Origin of the sequence: Ureibacillus sp. MALMAid1270 (assembly GCF_049202975.1) — a bacterium.
Lineage (GTDB): Bacteria > Bacillota > Bacilli > Bacillales_A > Planococcaceae > Ureibacillus.
This window is the reverse complement of sequence record NZ_JBMIRP010000099.1, coordinates 30,300-54,100: the sequence shown is the minus strand read 5'-3', so window position 1 is coordinate 54,100 and position 23,801 is coordinate 30,300. Positions and strand designations below refer to the sequence as shown.

General features: G+C 38.2%; 25 protein-coding genes. 19 read left to right on the top strand and 6 right to left on the bottom strand.

The annotated features are described in order from the left end of the window. Positions 1-91: 91 nt before the first annotated feature. The 11 genes from rimP to pnp all read left to right on the top strand — a co-directional run bounded on the left by rimP (position 92) and on the right by pnp (position 11,262). Positions 92-568 carry a ribosome maturation factor RimP gene (gene rimP, locus ACOQFO_RS16980; RefSeq protein ID WP_421690864.1) on the top strand — a complete coding sequence of 159 codons (477 nt, stop codon included), beginning with the start codon at positions 92-94 and terminating at the stop codon, positions 566-568. Positions 569-593: 25 nt separating this feature from the next. Further along, positions 594-1,745: a transcription termination factor NusA gene (nusA, locus tag ACOQFO_RS16975; protein WP_421690863.1), complete on the top strand. Its 1,152-nt coding sequence runs from the start codon at positions 594-596 to the stop codon at positions 1,743-1,745. 76 nt (positions 1,746-1,821) lie between these two features. Beyond that, on the top strand, positions 1,822-2,100 hold the full coding sequence (rnpM, locus tag ACOQFO_RS16970) for an RNase P modulator RnpM (RefSeq protein WP_421690862.1): 279 nt from the start codon (positions 1,822-1,824) through the stop codon (positions 2,098-2,100). Further along, the gene (locus tag ACOQFO_RS16965; RefSeq protein WP_421690861.1) at positions 2,097-2,405 is read left to right on the top strand and encodes a YlxQ family RNA-binding protein; all 309 of its coding nucleotides are present in this window, start codon (positions 2,097-2,099) and stop codon (positions 2,403-2,405) included. Before rnpM ends, ACOQFO_RS16965 begins: the two co-directional genes overlap by 4 nt. Before the next feature lie 15 nt (positions 2,406-2,420). After that, positions 2,421-4,787 carry a translation initiation factor IF-2 gene (gene infB / locus ACOQFO_RS16960; protein ID WP_421690860.1) on the top strand — a complete coding sequence of 789 codons (2,367 nt, stop codon included), beginning with the start codon at positions 2,421-2,423 and terminating at the stop codon, positions 4,785-4,787. After that, a complete protein-coding gene (locus tag ACOQFO_RS16955; protein WP_421690859.1) occupies positions 4,784-5,062 on the top strand; it encodes a DUF503 domain-containing protein in 279 nt (92 codons plus the stop codon). Before infB ends, ACOQFO_RS16955 begins: the two co-directional genes overlap by 4 nt. 54 nt (positions 5,063-5,116) lie before the next feature. Next, entirely contained in the window at positions 5,117-5,458 is a 342-nt protein-coding gene (rbfA, locus tag ACOQFO_RS16950) for a 30S ribosome-binding factor RbfA (RefSeq protein WP_421690858.1), read from the top strand. 948 nt (positions 5,459-6,406) lie between these two features. Next, positions 6,407-7,327, top strand: a complete 921-nt coding sequence (truB, locus tag ACOQFO_RS16945) for a tRNA pseudouridine(55) synthase TruB (protein ID WP_421690857.1) — start codon at positions 6,407-6,409, stop codon at positions 7,325-7,327. Between the two features lie 11 nt (positions 7,328-7,338). Beyond that, a complete protein-coding gene (gene ribF / locus ACOQFO_RS16940) occupies positions 7,339-8,289 on the top strand; it encodes a riboflavin biosynthesis protein RibF (RefSeq protein WP_421690856.1) in 951 nt (316 codons plus the stop codon). Positions 8,290-8,471: 182 nt separating this feature from the next. Beyond that, positions 8,472-8,741: a 30S ribosomal protein S15 gene (gene rpsO, locus ACOQFO_RS16935; protein WP_421690855.1), complete on the top strand. Its 270-nt coding sequence runs from the start codon at positions 8,472-8,474 to the stop codon at positions 8,739-8,741. 403 nt (positions 8,742-9,144) lie between these two features. Then, positions 9,145-11,262, top strand: a complete 2,118-nt coding sequence (gene pnp, locus ACOQFO_RS16930) for a polyribonucleotide nucleotidyltransferase (protein WP_421690854.1) — start codon at positions 9,145-9,147, stop codon at positions 11,260-11,262. Between the two features lie 352 nt (positions 11,263-11,614). Here pnp and ACOQFO_RS16925 read toward each other — a convergent pair whose 3' ends face one another. Both ACOQFO_RS16925 and ACOQFO_RS16920 read right to left on the bottom strand, forming a co-directional pair. Further along, positions 11,615-12,901, bottom strand: a complete 1,287-nt coding sequence (locus ACOQFO_RS16925) for an ABC transporter permease (RefSeq protein WP_421690853.1) — start codon at positions 12,899-12,901, stop codon at positions 11,615-11,617. After that, entirely contained in the window at positions 12,891-13,586 is a 696-nt protein-coding gene (locus ACOQFO_RS16920; protein WP_421690852.1) for an ABC transporter ATP-binding protein, read from the bottom strand. The genes ACOQFO_RS16925 and ACOQFO_RS16920 overlap by 11 nt, the downstream gene beginning before the upstream one ends. A gap of 112 nt (positions 13,587-13,698) precedes the next feature. Here ACOQFO_RS16920 and ACOQFO_RS16915 point away from each other — a divergent pair, with 112 nt between their 5' ends. Then, positions 13,699-13,926, top strand: coding sequence for a hypothetical protein (locus ACOQFO_RS16915; RefSeq protein WP_421690851.1), 228 nt, complete (start codon positions 13,699-13,701; stop codon positions 13,924-13,926). Between the two features lie 797 nt (positions 13,927-14,723). After that, positions 14,724-15,950: a M16 family metallopeptidase gene (locus ACOQFO_RS16910; protein ID WP_421691083.1), complete on the top strand. Its 1,227-nt coding sequence runs from the start codon at positions 14,724-14,726 to the stop codon at positions 15,948-15,950. Between the two features lie 51 nt (positions 15,951-16,001). Here ACOQFO_RS16910 and ACOQFO_RS16905 read toward each other — a convergent pair whose 3' ends face one another. The 4 genes from ACOQFO_RS16905 to ACOQFO_RS16890 all read right to left on the bottom strand — a co-directional run bounded on the left by ACOQFO_RS16905 (position 16,002) and on the right by ACOQFO_RS16890 (position 18,557). Further along, positions 16,002-16,604 (bottom strand): hypothetical protein, encoded by a 603-nt coding sequence (locus tag ACOQFO_RS16905; protein ID WP_421690850.1) that lies wholly within the window; start codon positions 16,602-16,604, stop codon positions 16,002-16,004. A gap of 11 nt (positions 16,605-16,615) precedes the next feature. Then, complete coding sequence (locus ACOQFO_RS16900) at positions 16,616-17,236, bottom strand: ABC-2 transporter permease (RefSeq protein WP_421690849.1); 621 nt, start codon at positions 17,234-17,236, stop codon at positions 16,616-16,618. Continuing rightward, a complete protein-coding gene (locus tag ACOQFO_RS16895; protein ID WP_421690848.1) occupies positions 17,196-18,083 on the bottom strand; it encodes an ABC transporter ATP-binding protein in 888 nt (295 codons plus the stop codon). Before ACOQFO_RS16895 ends, ACOQFO_RS16900 begins: the two co-directional genes overlap by 41 nt. Positions 18,084-18,182: 99 nt before the next feature. Next, positions 18,183-18,557 carry a GntR family transcriptional regulator gene (locus tag ACOQFO_RS16890; RefSeq protein ID WP_421690847.1) on the bottom strand — a complete coding sequence of 125 codons (375 nt, stop codon included), beginning with the start codon at positions 18,555-18,557 and terminating at the stop codon, positions 18,183-18,185. Positions 18,558-18,844: 287 nt separating this feature from the next. Here ACOQFO_RS16890 and ACOQFO_RS16885 point away from each other — a divergent pair, with 287 nt between their 5' ends. The 6 genes from ACOQFO_RS16885 (at position 18,845) to ACOQFO_RS16860 (ending at position 23,632) form a co-directional block, all read left to right on the top strand. Continuing rightward, positions 18,845-19,111 (top strand): YlmC/YmxH family sporulation protein, encoded by a 267-nt coding sequence (locus ACOQFO_RS16885; protein WP_421690846.1) that lies wholly within the window; start codon positions 18,845-18,847, stop codon positions 19,109-19,111. Then, entirely contained in the window at positions 19,111-19,893 is a 783-nt protein-coding gene (locus ACOQFO_RS16880; protein WP_421690845.1) for a dipicolinate synthase subunit A, read from the top strand. The genes ACOQFO_RS16885 and ACOQFO_RS16880 overlap by 1 nt, the downstream gene beginning before the upstream one ends. After that, complete coding sequence (locus ACOQFO_RS16875) at positions 19,887-20,477, top strand: dipicolinate synthase subunit B (protein ID WP_421690844.1); 591 nt, start codon at positions 19,887-19,889, stop codon at positions 20,475-20,477. Before ACOQFO_RS16880 ends, ACOQFO_RS16875 begins: the two co-directional genes overlap by 7 nt. A 102-nt stretch (positions 20,478-20,579) precedes the next feature. Continuing rightward, positions 20,580-21,617, top strand: a complete 1,038-nt coding sequence (locus ACOQFO_RS16870; RefSeq protein WP_421690843.1) for an aspartate-semialdehyde dehydrogenase — start codon at positions 20,580-20,582, stop codon at positions 21,615-21,617. A 15-nt stretch (positions 21,618-21,632) separates the two neighbouring features. Then, a complete protein-coding gene (gene dapA / locus ACOQFO_RS16865) occupies positions 21,633-22,535 on the top strand; it encodes a 4-hydroxy-tetrahydrodipicolinate synthase (RefSeq protein WP_421690842.1) in 903 nt (300 codons plus the stop codon). Positions 22,536-23,395: 860 nt separating this feature from the next. After that, complete coding sequence (locus tag ACOQFO_RS16860; protein ID WP_421690841.1) at positions 23,396-23,632, top strand: hypothetical protein; 237 nt, start codon at positions 23,396-23,398, stop codon at positions 23,630-23,632. Positions 23,633-23,801 lie beyond the last annotated feature (169 nt).

Genomic DNA, 23,801 nt, shown 5'->3' with positions numbered 1-23,801 from the left:
CATTTCGTTTTCCGTATGTTCTTTGTATATATCTACTACAACTTGGAAATATAAGCATAAAGAACAAGAACGAGTACGTTGGGAGGATCTTATGAGCAAAGTAACAACAGTCATTGAAGAGCTTGTCACACCAATTTTAGAGGAGCTAAACCTTGAACTAGTTGATATCGAATTCATCAAAGAAGGGCGCAATTGGTTTCTTCGAGTTTATATCGATACACCAGGTGGCGGGATTGATATAGAACAGTGTGCATTAGTGAGTGAACGACTAAGCGTTATCCTCGATGAAAAGGATCCAATCGAACAAAACTATTATTTAGAAGTTTCTTCGCCTGGTGCTGAGCGTCCATTAAAGAAGGAATCTGACTTTGAAAAAGCGGTTGGTAAATTTATTTATGTGAAAACATACGAACCGATTAAAGACATGAAAGAATTCGAAGGCTATTTAAAAGCATATAATGATGATGGCTTAGAAATGGAAGTTCGTATTAAAACACGTAAATTAAATGTTTTCATTGATAAAGACAAAGTTGCAAAAGCTCGACTGGCAATTGACTTTTCATCATAACAGAATATTTAGGAGTGAAAATGAAATGAGTAGTGATTTACTAGATGCTTTAACTGCTCTGGAACAGCAAAAAGGAATTTCAAGAGATGTATTAGTTGAAGCAATCGAGGCAGCCCTAGTTACTGCATATAAACGTAATTTTAATCAAGCACAAAACGTGCGTGTCGACTTAAATTTAGAAAATGGTTCGATGAAAGTTTATTCACGTAAAGATGTAGTCGAAGAAGTAGAAGATGATCGTCTACAAGTTTCTTTAGAAGAAGCAAAAGAAGTGAATCCAGCATATGAAGTTGGCGATATTTTAGAACAAGAAGTAACGCCTAAAAACTTCGGTCGAATCGCTGCTCAAACTGCAAAACAAGTTGTGACACAACGTGTTCGTGAAGCGGAACGTGGAATCATTTATGAAGAATTTATCGATCGTACTGACGATATCGTTAACGGTACAATTGAGCGTATGGATTCTCGTAACGTTTACATTAGCCTAGGAAAAGTGGAAGCAGCTTTACCAGTCAACGAGCAAATTCAAGGTGAAGTTTACAAACCTCAACAACGTCTGAAAGTCTATATTACGAAAGTAGAACGTACAACTAGAGGACCACAAGTTATTGTATCAAGAACGCATCCAGGATTATTACGTCGCCTATTTGAAATGGAAGTTCCAGAAATTTATGAAGGTGTCGTTGAAATTAAATCAATCGCACGTGAAGCAGGTGACCGCTCTAAAATCTCTGTCTATGCTCATGACAAAGATGTAGATCCAGTTGGTTCATGTGTTGGTGCAAAAGGACAACGTGTTCAAACGATCGTTAACGAATTAAATGGTGAAAAAATTGATATCGTTGAATGGTCAGAAGATCCTGTTGTATTCGTAGCTAACGCATTAAGCCCATCTAAAGTATTAGATGTTCAAGTAGATGAAGAAGAAAAATCAACTACAGTTGTAGTTCCTGATTATCAATTATCTTTAGCTATTGGTAAACGTGGTCAAAACGCTCGTTTAGCTGCTAAACTAACAGGCTGGAAAATTGATATTAAGAGTGAAACAGATGCGCGTGAATTAGGAATTTATCCATCTGAATCAAGCACGTTCTTAAACCAATATGACGAAGATGAAGAAGAAAATGAGTCATTCGATAACGTAGAATACGATTTATATCAAGACGACGAAGAATAATCATCTTAAGATCATTAATTAGTGAGAGATCAATGCAACTCATATAGTGTAAGGAACTAGTAGGAAGGTGATTCTCATGTCGACAGGGAGAAAAGTACCTTTACGTAAATGTGTCGTAACAGGTGAAATGCTTCCAAAGAAATCTATGATTCGTGTTGTTCGCTCTAAAGAGGGTGAAGTATCCGTTGACCCAACTGGTAAAAAGAATGGGCGCGGTGCTTATATATCAAAAACTGAAGAGGCCGTTGAACTAGCTCGTAAAAAAAATAGTTTAGAACGCCAATTAGAAGTAAAAATCCCTGAAGAGGTATATGAGGAATTATTGAGACTGATCCGCAGGGAGTCGATTTTATGACAAACGACAAGCTATTCCAGTTAATTGGATTAGCGGCGAGAGCTCGTAAAATTATTTCAGGGGAAGAATTAGTTGTGAAATCTATACAAAACGGTGATGCTAAGCTTATCTTCTTAGCCTCGGATGCTTCTCATAATTCTTCCAAAAAAATTCAAGATAAATGTAAGTTTTACAATGTTGAGTATCATGTGATAGGTGATCGCTACGAACTAGGACATGCTACTGGTAAAGAAGCCCGAGTCGCAATTGCTATTACAGATAGCGGCTTTGCGAAAAAGATGTCTAGTCTACTCAACGAAAAATAAATCGGGGGTGAGCTGATGACCAAAGTTCGAGTTCATGAGTATGCAAAAAAAGTGAATAAATCAAGTAAGGAAGTCATTGAAGAGCTGAAAAAATTAGATATTACGGTGACTAATCATATGTCAACGCTGACAGATGATGCTGTATCTAAATTAGATTCTGTGTATAACCAAAACGGAAAAGCAGCCAACCAAAGTGCTTCTACACCAAAACAAGAGAAACAAGCTAAACCAGCTCCAAAAAACCAAAATATTCAAGGTAATCAAAAAATCCAACAAGAAAAACGAAAAGAAGATAGAATGACAGAACAAAATAAAACTACGCGACCAAATAACGCACCACAAAACAAACCCAAAACGTCAAACGACAAACCAAAAAACAACAATCAACGCAACAATTCTCAAAGTAATAGCCAACGTAACAATAACCAAGGTGGTCAAAACCGTGGAGGTAACGACTTTAGAGAAGGTAACAATAATAATCAAGGCAACAACCGCAACAACAATAAAGGCGGCGGTGGTGGTGGCTTTAACCAAAAAAATAAAAAGCCAGGAATTCACGGTGGTAAACGCCGTCATCCAAAAACACACCAACCTTCACAACCGGTTGCACCAAAAGAACTACCAGAAAAAATTACTTTCTACGAGTCACTAACTGTTGCAGAATTAGCGAAAAAATTACATCGTGAGCCATCTGAATTAATTAAAAAATTATTCATGCTTGGTGTAATGGCAACAATTAACCAAGATCTTGATAAAGATGCAATCGAGTTAATTTGTGCTGATTACGGTGTTGAAGTAGAAGAAGAAATTCGTATTGATAAAACGGACTTAGAAGTTTACTTCGAACAAAACGAAGAAACTGTTGAAGGCGAGTTAATTGAACGTCCACCAGTCGTAACAATCATGGGTCACGTTGACCACGGTAAAACGACTTTACTTGACTCAATCCGTAATACGAAAGTAACAGCTGGAGAAGCTGGTGGTATTACACAACATATTGGTGCTTACCAAGTTGTTGTTAACGACAAAAAGATTACATTCTTAGATACTCCTGGTCACGCAGCATTTACAACAATGCGTGCACGTGGAGCGAAAATTACAGACTTAGCGATTATCGTAGTTGCTGCAGATGATGGTGTAATGCCTCAAACAGTTGAAGCGATTAACCACGCTAAAGCTGCAGAAGTACCAATCATCGTTGCAGTGAATAAAATGGATAAACCAACTGCAAATCCTGACCGCGTTATGCAAGAACTAACAGAGCATGGTCTAGTTCCAGAAGATTGGGGCGGCGATACAATCTTTGTTCCAATTTCTGCATTAAAAGGCGAAGGTATCGACAATCTACTTGAAATGATTTTATTAGTTTCTGAAGTAGCAGAGTTAAAAGCAAATGCTAATCGTACTGCTCTTGGAACAGTAATTGAAGCTCAATTAGATAAAGGCCGTGGATCTGTTGCTACACTTCTAGTGCAAGACGGAACTTTACGTGTTGGAGATCCAATCGTAGTAGGTCATGCATATGGTCGTGTACGTGCGATGGTAAATGATGTTGGCCGTCGAGTAAAAGAAGCGGGCCCTTCAACTCCAGTTGAAATCACTGGTTTAAATGAAGTACCACAAGCTGGTGACCGTTTCGTAGTATTCGAAGACGAGAAAACAGCTCGTCAAGTTGGTGAATCTCGTGCGATGACAGCTATTCAAGCAAGCCGTTCTGAAAAACAACGTGTAACACTTGATAACTTATTCGAACAAATGAGCCAAGGTGAAGTAAAAGAATTAAACGTAATCGTGAAAGCCGACGTACAAGGTACTGTTGAAGCGATGGCTGCCTCATTAATGAAAATTGATGTAGAAGGTGTAAATGTAAAAATCATTCACACAGGCGCTGGTGCGATTACAGAATCAGATATCTCACTTGCTGCTGCATCGAACGCAATCGTTATTGGATTTAACGTGCGTCCAGATGTAAATGCAAAACGTGCTGCGGAAGAAGAAGGTGTTGAAATTCGTTTACACCGAATCATTTACAAAGTAATTGAAGAAATTGAAGCAGCGATGAAAGGTATGTTAGACCCAGAATTTGAAGAAAAAATTATCGGTCAAGCAGAAGTTCGTCAAACAATCAAAGTATCAAAAGTTGGTACAATTGCTGGATCTTACATTACAGAAGGTAAAGTGACTCGCGATGCTGGTTTACGTGTTATCCGCGATGGCATTGTTATCTTTGAAGGTGAGATTGATTCTTTAAAACGTTTCAAAGACGATGCAAAAGAAGTAGCAAAAGGATACGAATGTGGTATTACTATTAAAAACTTCAATGACATTAAAGAAGGCGACATTCTAGAAGCCTTTGTTATGGAGGAAGTTAAACGCGCATGATTGTCTACGCCGAAGTAGAGTTTATGATTCAAACAGCCCATTCGTTAAAGGAAAAACGTGCCGTTCTTCAAAGAATGATCTCTCGCACAAAGCAAAAATTTAACGTCTCTATTGCTGAAATTGATCATCAAAATGTGTGGCAGCGTACAAAACTAGGTATTGTCGCTGTCTCTTCTTCGAAAGACAGTGCGGAACGCGAAATTAATAATGCGCTACATTTCTTACAATCCTACCCCGCATGGGACCAACTAGATGTTTGGCGAGAATATTTATAAATGTTTAGGGGATAAATAACCTAAAGAAATTGTTGAGTATTAGGGGTGACAATTATGTCATTACGTTCAAATCGTATAGCAGAACAAATCCAAAAAGAACTTGGGGAAATTATTAGCCGCAAAATCAAAGACCCACGCGTTGGTTTCGTAACAGTAACAGACGTACGCGTGACTGGAGATCTGCAACAAGCAACTGTTTATATCACTGCTCTAGGAAATGAAAAAGAACGCCAAGAATCCTTAGCAGCCTTAGTAAAGGCTACAGGCTTCATCCGTTCAGAAATCGGTCAACGCATTCGATTACGCCGTACTCCCGAAATAACATTCGAATTCGACGCTTCCGTCGAATATGGCAATAAAATCGAAGAGCTCCTACGCTCGATTCATAAAGAGTAAAACACAGAAAGCCTGCGTCTGCATCCAACATGCAGGCAGGCTTTTTGTGTTGGGTTTGGGTTGTGGGGTGCTGTTCTGTGCGGGGTGCGGTGCTGGCGGCGGTGAAGTGCGGGAAAGCTGGAGTTGCGTGACAAAATATCGAGGAGAGCTCTGAAAGTGTCACGAAAGCGTGAGTTGCGTGACAAAAAAACGAGGATAGCTAAAAAGTGTCACGTCTGAGACATTTGGGAATGGAAACATGAGTGAAATGTCTCAAAAGCCGGTGAAATGAGACATTTTGAGTTGGAATCAGAAATAAAATGTCTCAAAAGAGGGTGAAATGGGACATTTTGAGTTGGAATCAGAAGTAAAATGTCTAAAAAGAGGGTGAAATGGGACATTTGGTGATGAAAACATCAGCAAAATGTCTCAAAAGAGGGTGAAATGAGACATTTTGAGTTGGAATCTAAAATTAAATGTCTCAAAAGCCGGTGAAATGAGACATTTTGAGTTGGAATCAGAAATAAAATGTCTCAAAAGCCGGTGAAATGAGACATTTGGAGATGAAAACATCAGCATAATGTCTCAAAAGTGGTTGAAATGAGACATTTGACGGTGGAAACCCCAAGGAAATGTCTCATATGCTGAATTCTCGGGACAACTTTCTTCAGAAACCAGAAAAAGTGTCTAGAAAACCCAATTTACTAGACAACTTTCTTCAGAAAACGAAAAAAGTGTCTAGAAAACCCGATTTACTAGACAACTTTCTTCAGAAAACGAAAAAAGTGTCTAGAAGACCTGATTTACTGGACAACTTTCTTCAGAAACCAGAAAAAGTGTCTAGAAAACCCGTTTTACTAGACAACTTTATTCACTAAACCAAAAAATTGTCCAGAAACCCAGAACACCAAATCCAGAAAACCCATCTTTATTAACTAATATCAATTCTCCCCGGAGGTGAACATACAAATGAGCGATTTAAACGGCATCCTGCCTTTATGGAAAGAACGAGGCATGACGAGTCATGACTGCGTATTTAAATTACGAAAAATTTTAAAAACGAAGAAGGTCGGCCATACGGGGACATTGGATCCGGCTGTAGAAGGTGTGCTTCCAATCTGTATTGGACAGGCTACGCGTATTGCGGAATACTTAACAAACGCCGGAAAAGAGTATGAAGCTGTTGTATCCATTGGTAGAACTACAACTACCGAAGATGCGGAAGGCGAAACGGTTGAGCAAGACGCCTCCATCAAATCCATATCTAGAGACCAGCTCCTAGCTGCCCTAACAAAACTAACAGGCGAAATCTCACAAACTCCACCGATGTACTCAGCGGTGAAAGTGAACGGCAAAAAACTGTACGAATATGCACGAAATGGGGAGACGGTTGAACGTCCGACACGTCAGGTGACAATTTATTCCCTAGAGTTGTTAGATGAAAAACCCCTATACGAAGGCGTAGAAGTGACGTTCAAAATCCGAATTGCTTGTAGTAAAGGGACTTACATTCGAACACTTGCAGTACAAATTGGGGAGCTTTTAGGCTATCCCGCACATATGGCTTCGCTAGTACGAACAAAATCTGGGACATTCACAAAAGATCAATGCCGAACACTCGAGGTAGTCCAACAACAAATGGAAGAAGGAGCAATCCAACAAGTCATCCTTCCTGTTGAATATGCGCTATCGTCATATCCATTTATTGAAATTACAGAAGACAATAAAAAACAAATTTTGAATGGACAAGTTCTTCCTATTCATGATTTATTAGAAATACATGATAAAATAGTATTTACTTCAGATGGTAAGGTACTTGCAGTGTATATACCTCATCCTGAAAAAGCAGGTTTGATGAAGCCTGAGAAAATGTTCCCAAACATAACGTAGGAGGCTTAGGTATGAATGTGATTCATTTAAAATATCCCCATCAGCTCAATGAATTAGAGGACTCAACCAATTCTTATTCATTGGCAGTTGGATTTTTTGATGGTGTACATAGAGGTCATCAAGCGGTCATTAAAAGTGCGATTCAAAAAGCAGAAGAATTAAATGTGCAAAGTGCAGTGATGACATTTGATCCGCATCCATCGATTGTTCTTGGTGGCCGTAAAGAGAAAGTATTTTATATTACTCCACTCCAACAAAAGATCAATATATTAAAAGAGCTTGGTGTAGATACGGTATTTGTTGTTCAATTTACATCCGATTTTGCCAAGCTGACACCTGAAGAATTTATTAATTTCTTTATCCGTGATTTGAATGTTGTGCATGTTACGGCTGGATTTGATTATTCTTTCGGTGCATTTGGAAAAGGAAATATGGACACAATGAAGGAATTAAGTAACGGTGATTATGGTGTTACAGTTGTGGACAAACTGACAGATGATGAAGAAAAAATTAGCTCTACACGAATTCGCAAAAGCCTACAAGCAGGCGATATGGAAGAGGTTTATCATTTATTAGGCAGACCATATGCAGTACCGGGGATTGTTGTTCATGGCGATAAACGTGGACGCACAATTGGTTTCCCAACAGCGAATATTCAATCGCAAGAAGGTAGCTTTATTCCAGCAACAGGTGTTTATGCCGTTCGTATTTTAGTTCAAGACGAATGGTATGATGGAGTTTGTAATGTCGGCTACAAGCCAACTTTTAAAAATCCTGAAGATAAACAGCTTTCGATTGAAGTTCATATTTTAGATTTTAATAAAAATATTTATGGCGAAGAAGTTGTCGTTGGCTGGTATAAAAGAATTCGAAGTGAGCAAAAATTTGATGGGATCGAATCGTTAAAAGCTCAAATCGAAAAAGATAAACAAGAGGCGATTCTTTATTTCCAAAATCATTAATCCAAAAATAAAGTAGGAAATCCAAACAGGCAAATCTAGCAAACGTGGATATTCCTTGCTCTCATTTTCGAATTGTGTTACTATACTTTAGTACAGTTATGTACTATCCTTAGCTCGGCTTTTCGATTCTCCAACGACTGCTGTGCTAATGGAGTTAAATAAAATTTAGGAGGTCCATCATAATGGCTATTACAAAAGAACGTAAAAACGAACTTATCGCGGAATTCCGCACACACGAAGGAGATACTGGTTCTCCAGAAGTACAAATCGCAGTTTTAACACACGAAATCAACGCGTTAAACGAACACATCCGTACACACAAAAAAGATTTCCACTCAGAACGCGGTTTACTTAAAAAAATCGGACGTCGTCGTCACTTATTAAAATACTTACGTGATACTGATGTTCAACGTTACCGTGAGTTAATCCAACGTTTAGGTTTACGTCGATAATCGAAAGTTTTCACATTGTGAGCAAAGTAGGTTTGAATTTGTATTCAACTACAAATACTATTTTCAAGAAAACTTCTTCGCGTACAATTAGAAAGCTGATCATACGAAAAGCGGGAAATTTTCCCGCTTTTTATTTATGTAAAAATAATTTTTTATAGTAAATACATTGATCCCCTAAATGAAATGTAAATTTTAACGAAAAATCCATTTTTTTATCGAAAATATTATGCATATAAAATTGTTTTTTGTTACACTTACTATTGGTACATTATATATATTGAGACGTATTGTGTCTGTACACTGATATGAAATTCAAATTAGATCAGTAAAAGAAATCAAATCGATTTTCACCAAAATAGATTGGCGACAAATCGTGTTTTTCTATGAGAAAGGGGTTCATTAAATGACCGAAAAGAAAGTCTACACTTACGAATGGGCAGGACGTCCATTAGTAATCGAAGTTGGGCAACTTGCTAAACAAGCAAACGGCGCTGCTTTAGTTCGTTACGGCGAATCTGCAGTATTAGCTACAGCTACAATGTCAAAACAACCAAAAGCACTAGATTTCTTCCCACTAACAGTGAACTATGAAGAACGTCTATATGCTGCTGGTAAAATTCCTGGTGGATTCATTAAACGTGAAGGACGTCCTTCTGAGCATGCGATTTTAACATCTCGCTTAATCGACCGTCCAATCCGCCCAATGTTCCCAGATGGCTTCCGTAACGAAGTACAGGTTATTTCAATGGTTATGTCATCTGATCCAAACGGTCCTACTGACATGGCAGCAATGATTGGATCATCTTTAGCATTAGCTATTTCTGATATTCCGTTTAACGGACCGATTGCTGGTGTTCACGTAGGTTACGTAGATGGTGAGTTTATCGTCAACCCAACAGTTGAACAATCAGAAAAAAGTACGATTCACTTATCAGTAGCAGGAAATAAAGATGCTATCAACATGGTAGAAGCAGGGGCTCTTGAAGTACCTGAAGAAATCATGCTAGAAGCAATCATGTTTGGTCATGAAGAAATTAAGAAATTAATTGCCTTCCAAGAACAAATCGTTGCTGAAGTAGGTAAAGAAAAAATCGAAGTGACTTTATTTGATATCGATAAAGAAATCGAAGCTCAAATTAAAGAAGCTTGTGAAGCTGATATGAATGCAGCAATCCAAACTGCTGAAAAACATGCTCGTGAAGAAGCAATCACTGCTGTTAAAGAGCGCGTAATCGCTAGCTACGAAGAGCAAGAAGCAGACGAAGATACAATGAAGCAAGTGAAAACAATATTAGATAAAATGGTAAAAGATGAAGTTCGCCGTTTAATTACAGAAGAGAAAGTCCGTCCTGATGGTCGTAAACCAGATGAAATTCGTCCATTATCTTCTGAAGTCAACTTATTACAACGTGCGCACGGTTCTGGTTTATTCACTCGTGGACAAACTCAAGCATTATCAATTTGTACATTAGGGCCATTAGGTGACGTACAAATTATCGATGGTCTTGGTCTAGAAGAATCTAAGCGCTTCATGCACCACTATAACTTCCCTCAATTCTCAGTAGGGGAAACTGGTCCAATGCGTGGTCCTGGTCGTCGTGAAATTGGTCACGGTGCGTTAGGTGAGCGAGCATTACTAGCTGTAATTCCAGATGAAAAAGACTTCCCATATGCAATCCGTTGTGTATCTGAGGTATTAGAGTCAAACGGTTCTACATCACAAGCTTCAATCTGTGCATCAACTCTTGCAATGATGGACGCAGGTGTTCCGATTAAAGCTCCAGTTGCTGGTATCGCAATGGGTCTTGTGAAAAAAGGCGAGCACTACACTATTTTAACTGACATTCAAGGAATGGAAGACCACCTTGGAGATATGGACTTTAAAGTAGCAGGTACTGCAAAAGGTGTTACTGCGCTTCAAATGGACATTAAAATTGATGGATTATCACGCAATATTTTAGAAGAGGCATTACAACAAGCAAAAGCAGGTCGTATGATCATCCTTGAACATATGCTTTCTACAATGGACAAGCCTCGTACATCATTATCACAATATGCGCCTAAAATTGAAGTAATTCGTATTAACCCAGAGAAAATCCGTGATGTAATCGGTTCTGGTGGTAAAACAATCAATAAAATTATCGAAGAAACTGGTGTAAAAATCGATACTGAACAAGATGGTACAATTTACATTTCTTCTACTAATGATGCAATGAACAAACGTGCGAAAGAAATTATCGAGTCAATCGTTCGCGAAGCAGTTGTAGGCGAGTACTACATGGCAACTGTACGTCGTATCGAAAAATTCGGTGCATTCTGTGAAATCTTCCCAGGCAAAGATGGATTATTACACATTTCTGAAATCCAAGAAGAACGTACAAATAAAGTTGAAGACGTTCTAAAAATTGGCGATCAGTTATTAGTAAAATGTATCGAAATCGACAACCAAGGCCGCGTAAACTTATCACGTAAAGTAGTTATTAAAGAAGAAAAAGAACGCGCTGAACAAGCTCAACAATAAGTATGAATAGTAAGTGACTCTGGGCACTGTTAATGTGCAGTGTGCCAGGCACTGAGTTCAAGGGCATTGCAAAGTACCCAAATACTTTCCGCAAGCAGGAAATGAAGAATGACTTCGTTTTCTGTTTTTTATTTTGTTTTTTGGAGTGGGGATGTGGATGTGGATGTGCTTGGGGTAGTAAAAATTGTATTTATTTAGTATAAATTTGATAATGTCGAGATTGTTGCGTGAAACTTCGCGATTTTCGATGAAATTGTCGGGATTATTAGTGAAAATTTCGGGATTATCAGTAAAATTGTCGGGATTAAAAATAAAAAAGGAATGAAGTGCGAAACTTCATCCCTTTTATTAATTATAATTCTTGTCTTAATGCTTGGATAACTTCAATTTTAGTTGCTTTACGAGCTGGTCGCCAACCGGAAAGGATTGCAACGAAGATACTAATACCGCCCGCTAATAGGACAAGGCTAATCGGAATGATAGAGAACGTAATGCCAGCCATATCAGTATTGTCTTCTGATAAAGCATAAGAAACAACTAATGGAAGAACCGCATTAATTACATAACTTAAACCGTAAGATACGATTACTGCTAAAATCGTTCCCACCAATCCAATGAAGGCACTTTCCATTAGGAACAGTCGCTGAATGATTGATGGAGAGGCGCCGATTGCTTTTAATACACCGATTTCACGAGTTCTTTCAGTTACCGCCATCGTCATCGTGTTAAAGATACCAATTGAAGCGATTAAAATTGAAATAGTACCGATAAAAATAAGTCCGATTTTGAAAATTAAGAAGAATAAATCTAGTTCTTTCACTTGCTCAATAGGAGAATAAACTTGGTAGTTATTTTCTTTTAATTGATCTAACACGGGTAATACGTTTTCTAATGTATCAACATATATTGTTGTCGCTGGATATGCAATTAAGTCAGGTTGTTCTTCAAGTAATTCGTCGCTGAATAAAATACTGCTGTCGACTAGGAACTCATAATCTGGTGCTTCTAAAATACCAACAATTGTAAAAGTGTGACCCTCATCTAAATATTCCATAGTCTCCGGATCCATAAATTGAAGCGTGACTTCTTTATTTAAAATCTCACCTTTATAGCCTTCTCCTAAACCATTATACCAATTGCCTTGCTCATCTGCTTCTTTTGATTTTTGTTCAATGATTTCACGATCTTTATCATTTAGTAAACGCTGTGCGAAATGGTATCCTACTACAATTTCATTTGCGTTTTCTGGAAGTCGACCTTCACTTAATGTAGATGGAAGCTTTGCCAGGTCTTCCATATTAACGGCTTTCCCCATAGATTCCGCTTCACGATCTTCTAAAGTTGTGCGAATGGAATCTGAAAGTTCATAGCGTGTTAACACGACGTTTACATGATCCATTTCTTCGATTTCTGTCATCTCTTCTTGCGTTAACGGTTCATCGCCCCAAAGGTTAATTTCTGTAATGTCTTCTTGATTTAAAATTTCTCGTTTAATTGATTCTTGCAGCCCAAACCCTACTGAAGCAAGGACAATTAAAAATGCACACCCGATCATAGCAGCTAGAACTGTCATAGTAACACGAAGTTTATTTTTACTCATATGTTGTAAAACGAATGAAAGTTGATCTTTAAATAACATGTTTCACATCTCCTAACAATAAACCATCATGCATGCGAAGTTTGCGGTGCGCAATTTGAGCAACCTCTTCATCATGGGTAATGATCATAAAAGTAATATTTTCTGTTTTATTTAAGTGCTTGATAAGGTCAAGAATCTCTATCTCAGTTTGAGAATCGAGACTTCCAGTAGGCTCGTCCGCTAAAATAATCGGCGGGTTGGTAATTAAGGCGCGTGCAATAGAAACTCGTTGTTGCTGCCCACCTGAAAGTTCGTTCGGATAATGGTCCGCTACATGGGTTAAGCCCACTTTTTCAAGAATTCTCTCTACGTTATGCTTACGGATCGATTTTTGGACACCCTTTAATTTGAGTGGAAGCTCCACGTTTTCGAAAACGTTCTGATTCGGGAGTAGCTGAAAGTTTTGGAAGATGAATCCGAAGTTTTCTAATCGGAACGCTGCGCTTTGCTTTTCATTAAATTTCGCGATTTCGGTGTTGTTGACCTTAATAGATCCAGAGTCCGGTTTCATAAACCCTGCAATGACTTGGAGAAGCGTCGACTTACCGGAACCACTTTTCCCAACAATCGAGATGATCTCCCCCTGATTTATTTTGAAGTCAATATTCTTTAACACCTCAATTTTCTTCTCTTTTCCTTTCTTCCTGATTTTAAATGTGTGATTCAAAGATTGAACTACTATCATATTCTCAGTCCTTTTGATTAATTTACTAGTTTGAGTCTACCCAACGAATCTGAAGAAAAGGGGAGAGAATTTATGAAGATTTTCTTAAGAAGTTTTTAAGGGGGGGAAATGATTGGAGTTTCGTGACAAATTTATAAGGATTAAAGAGATTCTGTCACGCAACAAGGGTATGCGTGCCAAAATTTCGGGGATTGATGAAATATTGTCACGAAACAAGAGAATGCGTGCCAGATTTTCAGGGATTAATGGAATTTTGTCACGCAACAAGAGAATGCGTGCCAGATTTTCAGGGATTGATGGAATTTTGTCACGCAACAAGCGGATACGCGCCATTTTTTAATTTTGAATAGAATCACGGAATTCTGTCAAAATAAACCTGTTATTTAGACAACTTTGAATAGAATCACGAAATTCTGTCAAAATAAACCAGTTATTTAGACAACTTTGAATAGAATCATGAAATTCTGTCAAAATAAACCACGTATCTCGACAACTTTGATTGAATTGATGAAATTCTGTCAAAATAAACCTGTTATTTTGACAATTTTGAATAGAATCACGGAATTCTGTCAAAATAAACCTGTTATTTAGACAATTTTGAATAGAATCACGAAATCCTGTCAAAATAAACCACGTATCTCGACAACTTTGATTGAATTGACGAAATCCTGTCAAAATAAACCTGTTATTTAGACAATTTTGAATAGAATCATGAAATTCTGTCTAAATAAACCTGTTATTTAGACAATTTTGAATAGAATCACGAAATTCTGTCTAAATAAACCACGTATCTCGACAACTTTGATTAAATTAATGAAATTCTGTCAAAATAAACCAGTTATTTAGACAATTTTGAATAGAATCACGGAATTTTGTCTAAATAAGCATCGTATTTAGACAACTTAGATTGGATTCACGAAATTCTGTCCAAATAAGCCCAGTATTTAGACAACTTAGAATGAATTCACGAAATTCTGTCCAAATAACCCCAGTATCCTGACAACTTTGACTTAATCCACGAATTTCTGTCAAAATAAACCGCCCTAAAACCCCGCCCCCAAAACCCCCTCAGTTGAATCCTCCCACAAATTAGCATATGATGTATAAATGTTAGATTTTTTTGAAATAGGTGAGCGAATGGTATCGGTATATACATGTCAAAATGGGGTGCGCATTGTGTCGGAGGTTATTCCGCATGTGCGTTCTATATCAGTAGGGATATGGGTAGGGGCTGGATCTCGTTTCGAAGCACCGGAAGAGAACGGCATTACGCATTTTATTGAGCATATGCTTTTTAAAGGGACGAAGACGAGAACGGCGAAACAAATCGCAGAGGAGTTCGACCGAATCGGTGGGGAAATCAACGCCTTCACAACAAAAGAGAACACTTGCTACTACGCAAAAGTGCTCGATCATCATGGTGAGCTCGCAATCACGATCTTAGCGGATATGTTTTTCAACTCGCTTTTCAATCCAGTAGAGTTGGAAAAAGAAAGACAAGTTGTACTTGAAGAAATCCTGATGAGTGAAGATGCGCCTGATGATGACATTCATGAGCAATTGTGGCAGGTTATGTATCCAACAGATTCACTTGGACTACCGATCTTAGGAAACAGCAAGACACTAGAAACGTTTTCAGCGGACACAATCTACAATTATATGCAAAAGCATTATTACCCAGAAAATATTGTGATCTCTGTGGCTGGGAATATTACGACGGAATTATTAGTACATATTGAAAAGCTATTTAGCCAATTCACAAGATCTCCGCATGCAATAGAGCAAACTGTGACGTATCCTGCATTTCATTCAGGACGATTTGTAAAAAGTAGAGATGTGGAGCAGTCGCATATTGCAATTGCGTATCCTGGTGTTGGCGTGAATGACAAAGGTTACTATAGTTTTATTGCCATGAATAACATCCTTGGTGGGAATATGTCATCTCGTTTATTCCAAGAGATTCGCGAGGATAAGGGGCTTGCGTATAATATTTTCTCTTATCATTCAAGTTACACGGACGTCGGGTCACTGACGATTTACGGAAGCACAAATAATCAGCAATACCCACTGCTTCAGGAATCGATTGACGAAACACTCATGAAAATAAAAAGCGAAGGTGTTTCCGAAACGGAAGTACACAACGCAAAGGAACAGCTTAAAGGAAGCTTCGTTCTTAGCCTAGAGGGTACAAATGCACGAATGAGTCACAACGGCCGAAACGAATTAATTCACGGGAAGCATATGACGATGGATGATATTATCGCCGAGATTGATAAAGTAACCCTGGATCAAGTAAACTCGCTATTAAGACAAACTTTAAGCGCGGACCCAGCGATTGCACTGATAGGACAAAATGTTAAATAAAATAAAACCTAAAAAACTAAGTGAGCCCAGATACTCACTTAGTTTTTTTCATTACACAATATCCAATTCGTACATCCTCACGCACTTCTTATAACTAATCCATAAAACAATATGAAAGAGTACGGGAATCAAATAATATGGAATAAACCCAAGGAAAATCATGAAAATAATGTAAATAATCCCAACAACAATGGATGTACCAATCGCTACACAATAACTCATGAACTGGAATTTATCACGATCTCGAAAACGGTAATTTATATAAAACACCACCGCGATACTTGTAATCGACATGCAAAAATAGAGTGAATAAGAGAATAAAATACCTTTACCACTCTGGTCTTCACTTACCAAAGCTACAGGCAAACCAAATAGAAAGATCAAAACACAGTAACCCCACGCTATTAACATCGGTGCCATAACATGATTTTTCCGTTTAATAGGAAAAGTGTTAAAATAATTTTCCAAATTCCTTCTTCTTGTAATAGCAATAACTTCTACCGCAAAAATCGAAATGCAAATGAAAATATATATTTCTAATGAAAAGGTAAACCCAGAGAAAAGATAAAGTAAACTAAAAACGATAAGCATTCCGATTGAAACTAACATTGCTCCCAATTGATGTGAGATGTGAAAATGCAGTAATGCCAGCATTTTAGCCCCCCTTAAAACTGCTTTTGTCCATACCATTTAACCGAAAGAATATAGGAAATTAATAGAATAATGAAAGCCCCAATAGGTACATAGTTAATGAAATTCTTAACTTGATTCATATCAATGTTCTGAAAATATTGTTGAATAAAACTTGAACCAAATACCGGAATAAACACAATAGCAAAAATGATCAATTTCGCTTTATCGGAACCGAATTTAATATAAAACGGGATCGTGATAGAGACATACAATAGACCAACAGATAAAATGATCACAAGCCATTGAAAAATCTCAAATGGAGATAATGTATTAATAAAATCACCTGAAATATAAGCGATCGGGGTTAATATTACCATCCCGATAATAATCAAAATCAACCCTAAAATAAATTTACTTTGAACAATCGTTTTTCGATCAATCGGTAGAGTATTCACGTATTTATCCCACTTACTCATCTCATCAAATGAAAAGGCAGTGGACAGTTGCAAGGAAGCAAAAATCAGCGCAAATATGATCAAAACCGCACCCATATCTGTAATGAGGGAAATTAAGATAAAAATCGCGAAAATGCCAATCATCCATTTGATTTGTTTAGTTAGCATTAAAAAATCTTTCATCAACAAAGCTCGCACTGCCATGTACCCCTTTCACATAAATTAACATGATTTCTTCAATAGTAGGTTGAGCTAATTCAAAAGCTGTACTTACTTCATTTCGTTTCACAAGAACTTCAAGTCCGAATGAGTTTTCACGCGTAGCAAGGATACTTTCTGGAGGTAGGTCCTTTAATTCTTCTTTTGTACCTCGCCAAATCGCATATTCATATAGCAGCGTATCTTTACTCTCACTAAATAAGATTTTCCCTTCGTGAATAAAGGTAATATAATCCGCGATTTTCTCTAAATCACTTGTGATATGGGATGAAAACAGAATGCTGTGTTCTTCGTTTTGCATAAACTCTAAAAAGAGGTCGAGAATTTCATCGCGAACAATTGGGTCAAGTCCGCTCGTCGGTTCATCTAAAATTAATAACTTCGGATGATGAGCGAGGGCAATCGCAATCGACAATTTCATTTTCATACCACGGGACAGTTCATTTAACTTTTTGTTTTCTTGGACTTTCAATTTATTTAATAAATGAAAATAGTAAGATTCATCCCAGTTAGAAAAGACTTTGTTCATGAATTTGCTAATTTTTTTCGCCGTTAATGTTTCAGGAAAATGAAGGTCATCAAACACGACACCAATTTCGGATTTAATGGCAAGTTCATCCTCAGACATCTCTTTGCCAAATAAACGAATTTTCCCAGCATCGATTTTTAATAAATCCAATATACATTTAATCGTCGTAGTTTTCCCCGCACCATTCTCACCAACAAACCCCATTATGGTTCCTTTAGGAAGGGTGAAGGACACATCTTTCAGTTGGAATTTTTGTAAAAACTTACGTAAATTAATCACTTCAATCGCATTCGTCATAAATTCATCCTCCGTTTCTTTTAGACTAGGGACATTGGGGACAGTAAAAGTGTCCCACCATCAAGCTGGGACACTTTTACTGTCCCCACCGTCCCACAACTAACCTTCCTCCAACAGCAGGGTAAGCAGCTCTTGAACCTCTTTTGATGGGAGTCCTGCTGTTTTGGCAAGGGTTACGGCTTTTTGTAAGTGTTCTTCCACTTGACGCAGTAGTTCTTCGTGTAGGAAGTCTTGATTGCGCTCAGCGACGAAACTACCTTTTCCAGCAACAGTTTCGATGAAGCCATCTCGTTCTAAATCCGCATATGCCCGCTTTGTCGTCATCACACTAATTTTTAAATCTTTAGCAAGGGCGCGGATCGAAGGGAGGGGGTCACCTGACTTATATTTGCCTGAAAGAATCGCTTGTTTAATTTGTTGTGTAATTTGTTCATATATTGGTTTATCACTAGCATTACTAAGTCGAATAAACATCCATGCACCACCTTAAAATCAACTTAGGGACGTGGGGACAGAAAACACTCAAAACTGTTTAGAACTAGGAAGCCATACCTACTCAAATGTTCCATTAACAAAACTGGGACACTTTTACTGTCCCCAATGTCCCACGTTCAACTGTATATACACAGTATATACAGTTAGAACGGTGATGTCTAGTGATATTGTTTGAAAATTTTTACAAGAAGAAAACTTTCATTTGGAGCATCACCCAAAAATTAAGTACTGCATATGCTAACAATGAGCTCGGGAGGAGGGAAAACATGCTGTTATCGGAGCTTGCTGAAAAAGAGCTGATCGAAATGGAGAATGGTGTGCGATTTGGATTCTTAGCGGAAACGGAATGTATTTTTGATCCGAAAACAGGGATTATTTACGGATTTGAACTGTTGGATCAATCGGCTAAGATACCTTTTCAAAAGAAAAAATCAACGCAAACACTATTTATCCCTTGGGAAGAGATTCATCTAATTGGTGAGGATCGTATTCTATTTCGAAAGGCGAAACCAACAAGAAAACAGTATGACTGATGGAAAATGAGAAGTGGCTTATTATTGGTACCGATGCAAGACTAAAAAGTTTAGCAAAAAAGCTAAGTAATGGGGATCGTACTGTTTACTACAAAAGCGAAACCACATGGAGCGAAGAATTAAACTTAACTGCATTTAACTTTCAACCTAATCACGTCGTATTACCCATTCATCCGCTACCAATAGAGGTTGCAGTTGTTTTGGGGCTTTCCAATGCGAAAATTTTTGCAGGGAAGCTCAATGAGGAATGGAAAGAAATATTAAAAAATCACGACATTCATTACTATTTACAAGATGAATCTTTCATTTGGAAAAATGCACAATTAACTGCAGAAGGTTTTATTTCATTTTTCCATAATACGAAACAGGCAATTTACGGCAAGAAATTCATTATTACAGGGTTCGGACGCGTTTCTAAACTGCTTGCCCACGTACTAAAAAGTATTGGTGGGGAAGTATGTATCGCTGTGCGTGCCCATGTTCAGTTGAATGAAGCGAAGGCTTTTCAATATGAGGCCGTTTATTTAGACAATGTTTCAAAAGTAAAAGGAGATTATTTCATCAATACGATTCCCGCTAAATGGATCGACGAAAAATTTAATAGCGATATCGAAATGCCAATCTATGATCTAGCTTCCTCTCCAGGGTGTTTACAAGATAATGTGGAACGTTCTAATTACGAATTATTGCCTGCACTACCTGGAAAATATTTTCCACAAGATGCAGCTCATGTTTTATATGAATCAATTGTTGGACAAATAAGGGGGAGAGAAGAATGCTAGAAGGAAAACGCATAGGCCTTGGCATCACGGCATCCCATTGTACGTATGAGGATGTTGTGCCGAAAATAACACAATTTACAGAAGCGGGAGCGACAGTTGTACCAATTATTACACATTCTGTATTAACAGCAGCGACTCGATTTGGTACAGGTGAAGAGTGGATTAAAAAAATCGAGTCGATTGCTGGGGAAAGAGTAGTATCTTCTATTGTAGAAGCAGAACCTTTTGGACCGAAAAATCCATTAGATGCAATGGTCATTGCACCAATGACAGGAAACTCCATTAGTAAATTTGCCAATGCCGCTACAGATAGCCCTGTACTAATGGCAGCAAAAGCTACATTACGAAATGGATCACCTGTTGTACTTGGTATCTCCACAAATGATGCCCTAGGTTTAAACGGCGTCAACATTATGAGATTAATGAACTCCAAAAATATCTACTTTATCCCATTCGGGCAAGATGACCCTATTAACAAACCAAATTCATTAATTGCTGACTTTACTAAAATGCGTGAAACTGTAGAACATGCGCTTTTATATAAAAAACAACTCCAACCTTTATTAATCCAATATTATAAATAGTCAAAAATTACACAAATATTAGTAAAACATTTCTCACACAAAACAAAAAAACTATGATACAATTTCAACCATTATGTAATTAGTAATGAGGAGAGATGAGATATGACAAAGCAATTAGTAGTTGCAATTGTTGGTGCAACAGGCGCAGTAGGTTCACAAATGAAAGAACAGTTAATTAAACGGGAATTTCCGATTAAACATATAAAGTTTCTTGCTTCTGCTCGTTCAGCAGGTAAAGAAATCGAATTTAATGGCAAAACGTATATCATTGAAGAAGCTACTCCAGAAGCCTTTGAAGGTGTGGATGTAGCATTCTTCTCTGCTGGTGGATCAGTTTCTGCCAAATTAGCTCCAGAAGCTGCAAAACGTGGTGCAGTAGTAATTGACAATACAAGTCATTTCCGTATGCACCCAGAAGTACCATTAGTTGTACCTGAAGTAAACAGAGGAGATCTTGCGAAACATAACGGAATTATCGCAAATCCAAACTGTTCAACAATCCAAATGGTAGTGGCACTACAACCAATCCGTGAAAAATTTGGTTTATCAAAAGTAGTTGTTTCTACTTACCAAGCAGTATCAGGTTCAGGTATTTCTGCTATTCAAGAACTTCGTGCACAAAGCGCGGAGTGGGAAAAAGGGAAAAACGTAGAAGCGAATATTCTTCCTGCAAAATCAGATAAAAAACACTATCCAATCGCACGTAACGTTATTCCGCAAATCGATGTATTTACGGAAAATGGCTATACGTATGAAGAAATGAAAATGATCAACGAAACGAAAAAAATCATGCACTTACCAGAGCTTCACGTTGCTGCAACATGTGTACGTGTTCCAGTCGTTTCAGGTCACTCTGAATCGGTTTATATTGAAGTCGAGCAAGAAACAAACGTTCAAGAAATTTTTGACGTATTAAGAAATGCTCCGGGCGTTGTACTCCAAGACGATATTACTCAACAAGAATACCCAATGCCTATTTTCGTTGAAGGCGAAGACCCTGTTTACGTAGGTCGCATTCGCCAAGACTTAGATAATAAAAAAGGTTTCCACTTATGGGTTGTATCCGACAATTTATTAAAAGGTGCTGCGCTTAACTCAATTCAGATTGCAGAAACGATGTTGGAGGATAACTTACTATAAGGGGTGTAAGTTTAAATGGATTTAGGTCGGATAGCTACGGCCATGATTACCCCATTTGACAGAAATGGTGATATCGATTATGTCGTAGCGGAACGAGTTATTGAGCATTTATTACAAAATGGCACAGATTCAATCGTAGTTTCTGGAACAACAGGAGAAACACCGACCTTAACAATCGAAGAAAAAAGAGCATTCATCCAATTTACGATTAAAACGGTAGACAAACGTGTCCCAGTAGTGGCAGGGATTGGTTACAACGACACTGCTTATACAATCGGGGCGGCACAATGGGTAGAAAGTACAGGTGCAGACGGCATCATGGTCGTTGCACCTTTCTACAACAAACCCAACCAACGTGGTATCTATGCACACTTTGAAGCAGTTGCCAAATCCACAAGTTTACCAATAGTGGTCTATAATGTCCCTGGTCGTACTGGAGTGAATATATCAACCGAAACATCCATCGCACTAAGTAAGATTCCAAATATTCGAGTTGTCAAAGAAGCAAGTGGCAGTCTCGATCAAATGACAGAAATTCTAGGTAATGTGGACGATGACTTTTACGTCTATAGTGGTGACGACAGTCTAACATTACCACTTATTGCTGCAGGTGGCCGCGGCGTCATTTCCGTAGCCTCTCACGTAGTAGGGAACGACATGCAACTCATGATTCGCGCCTTTGATGAAGGCCGTCACGATCTTGCTGCAGAAATTCATCAAGCCTTATTGCCGTTAGTTCGCGAACTATTCGCAAGTCCAAACCCAGTCCCAGTCAAATACGCCATGAGCAAAATGGGCTTCGACGTCGAGCACGTCAGACTCCCATTAGTCGGCTTAAGAGACGAAGACAAAGTAGACTTCGATAAAGTCTGGAATACCTACCAGGCCAAAGCGAAAAAGTTCAGAGCGAAATATTAATTTGAATGAAGAGTGGCTCCGCTGCAGCTGTGGTGGGCGCTTGATATATTGGGAACCGACTGACACAAATTGTGTTGGTCGGTTTTTTGGTTTAGAGCGTAGGACAGCGGGGAGGGTGGAGGAGATGAGAAATATGAATAGAAATATTCAGACTAATAAAGGGTTAATGGACAAAACCCAACTGATGTGAAGTGGAAATGTCCATTATATAGGTGTTAATAGACAAAACATAGTGAAAATAAACGTGATTTGTCCATTAAGTGCGAGTTAATGGACATTACCAAATAAAAACAATGGTGTATTGTCCAATATGAAGACGATAATGGACAAAACAATAGGGTAAGCAATTGATACTGTCCATTAACATTGTGTTAATGGGCAAAACTAATTGAATGCGACATTGAAATGTCCAATAAAATAACAGGAAATTCCATATCAGTGCCCAAACAGGCTTGAATTTTTGGTGAAAGGTAACATAAAACGGCTCTATGTGCCCGAACGAGTATGATTTTCATCCGAAAGGTAACATAGAACCCTTCTAAGTGCCCTAACACCCATAAATTTCACCAAAAAGGTAACATAGAACGGCTCTATGTGCCCGAACAAGTTTGATTTTCATCTGAAAGGTAACATAGAAATGTTCTAAGTGCCCAAACACCCATAAATTACACCAAAAAGGTAACATAGAACCGCTCTATGTGCCCGAACTAGCCCGATTCTAATCCTTAAGGTAACATAGAACCCTTCTAAGTCCCCATCATCCCCTGGACTCTTTCCAAAAAGTCTCATAGAATCTTTTTACTCCCACCCACCACTACTTACTTTAGCTACACTCCCCAAAAAGTACTTTCTCACATTATGTGATCCGTTACACGCCAGAAGGGTACAAAGATGTTTGGGAAGGGGTAGCGACGCTTCGAGTAAGTGACAAAATCGCCCCTTATGATATCCAACAGAATGGCACAATTGGCTTTGTTGCAGGTGGCAATGAACTTTATTACGCGTTAATAAAAACAAAACCAATCCCTGAAGTAACTGCTCAGTGCTATAAATACAATGAAAACAGAATGAAATATGAATTAGTCGAAACATATTAATCACGCCAAATTAAATGTGGTGCTGCCATAACCCAAAGCACCCGCACCTTCCCGCAAACTCATCCCCAATCCACCACCAAAACCGCCCACAATCCCATCCTCCAAAATCCCCATTCTATCACCAAATCTCCCACACCACTTCGCCTCTCTAGTAAACATCTCTCAATTC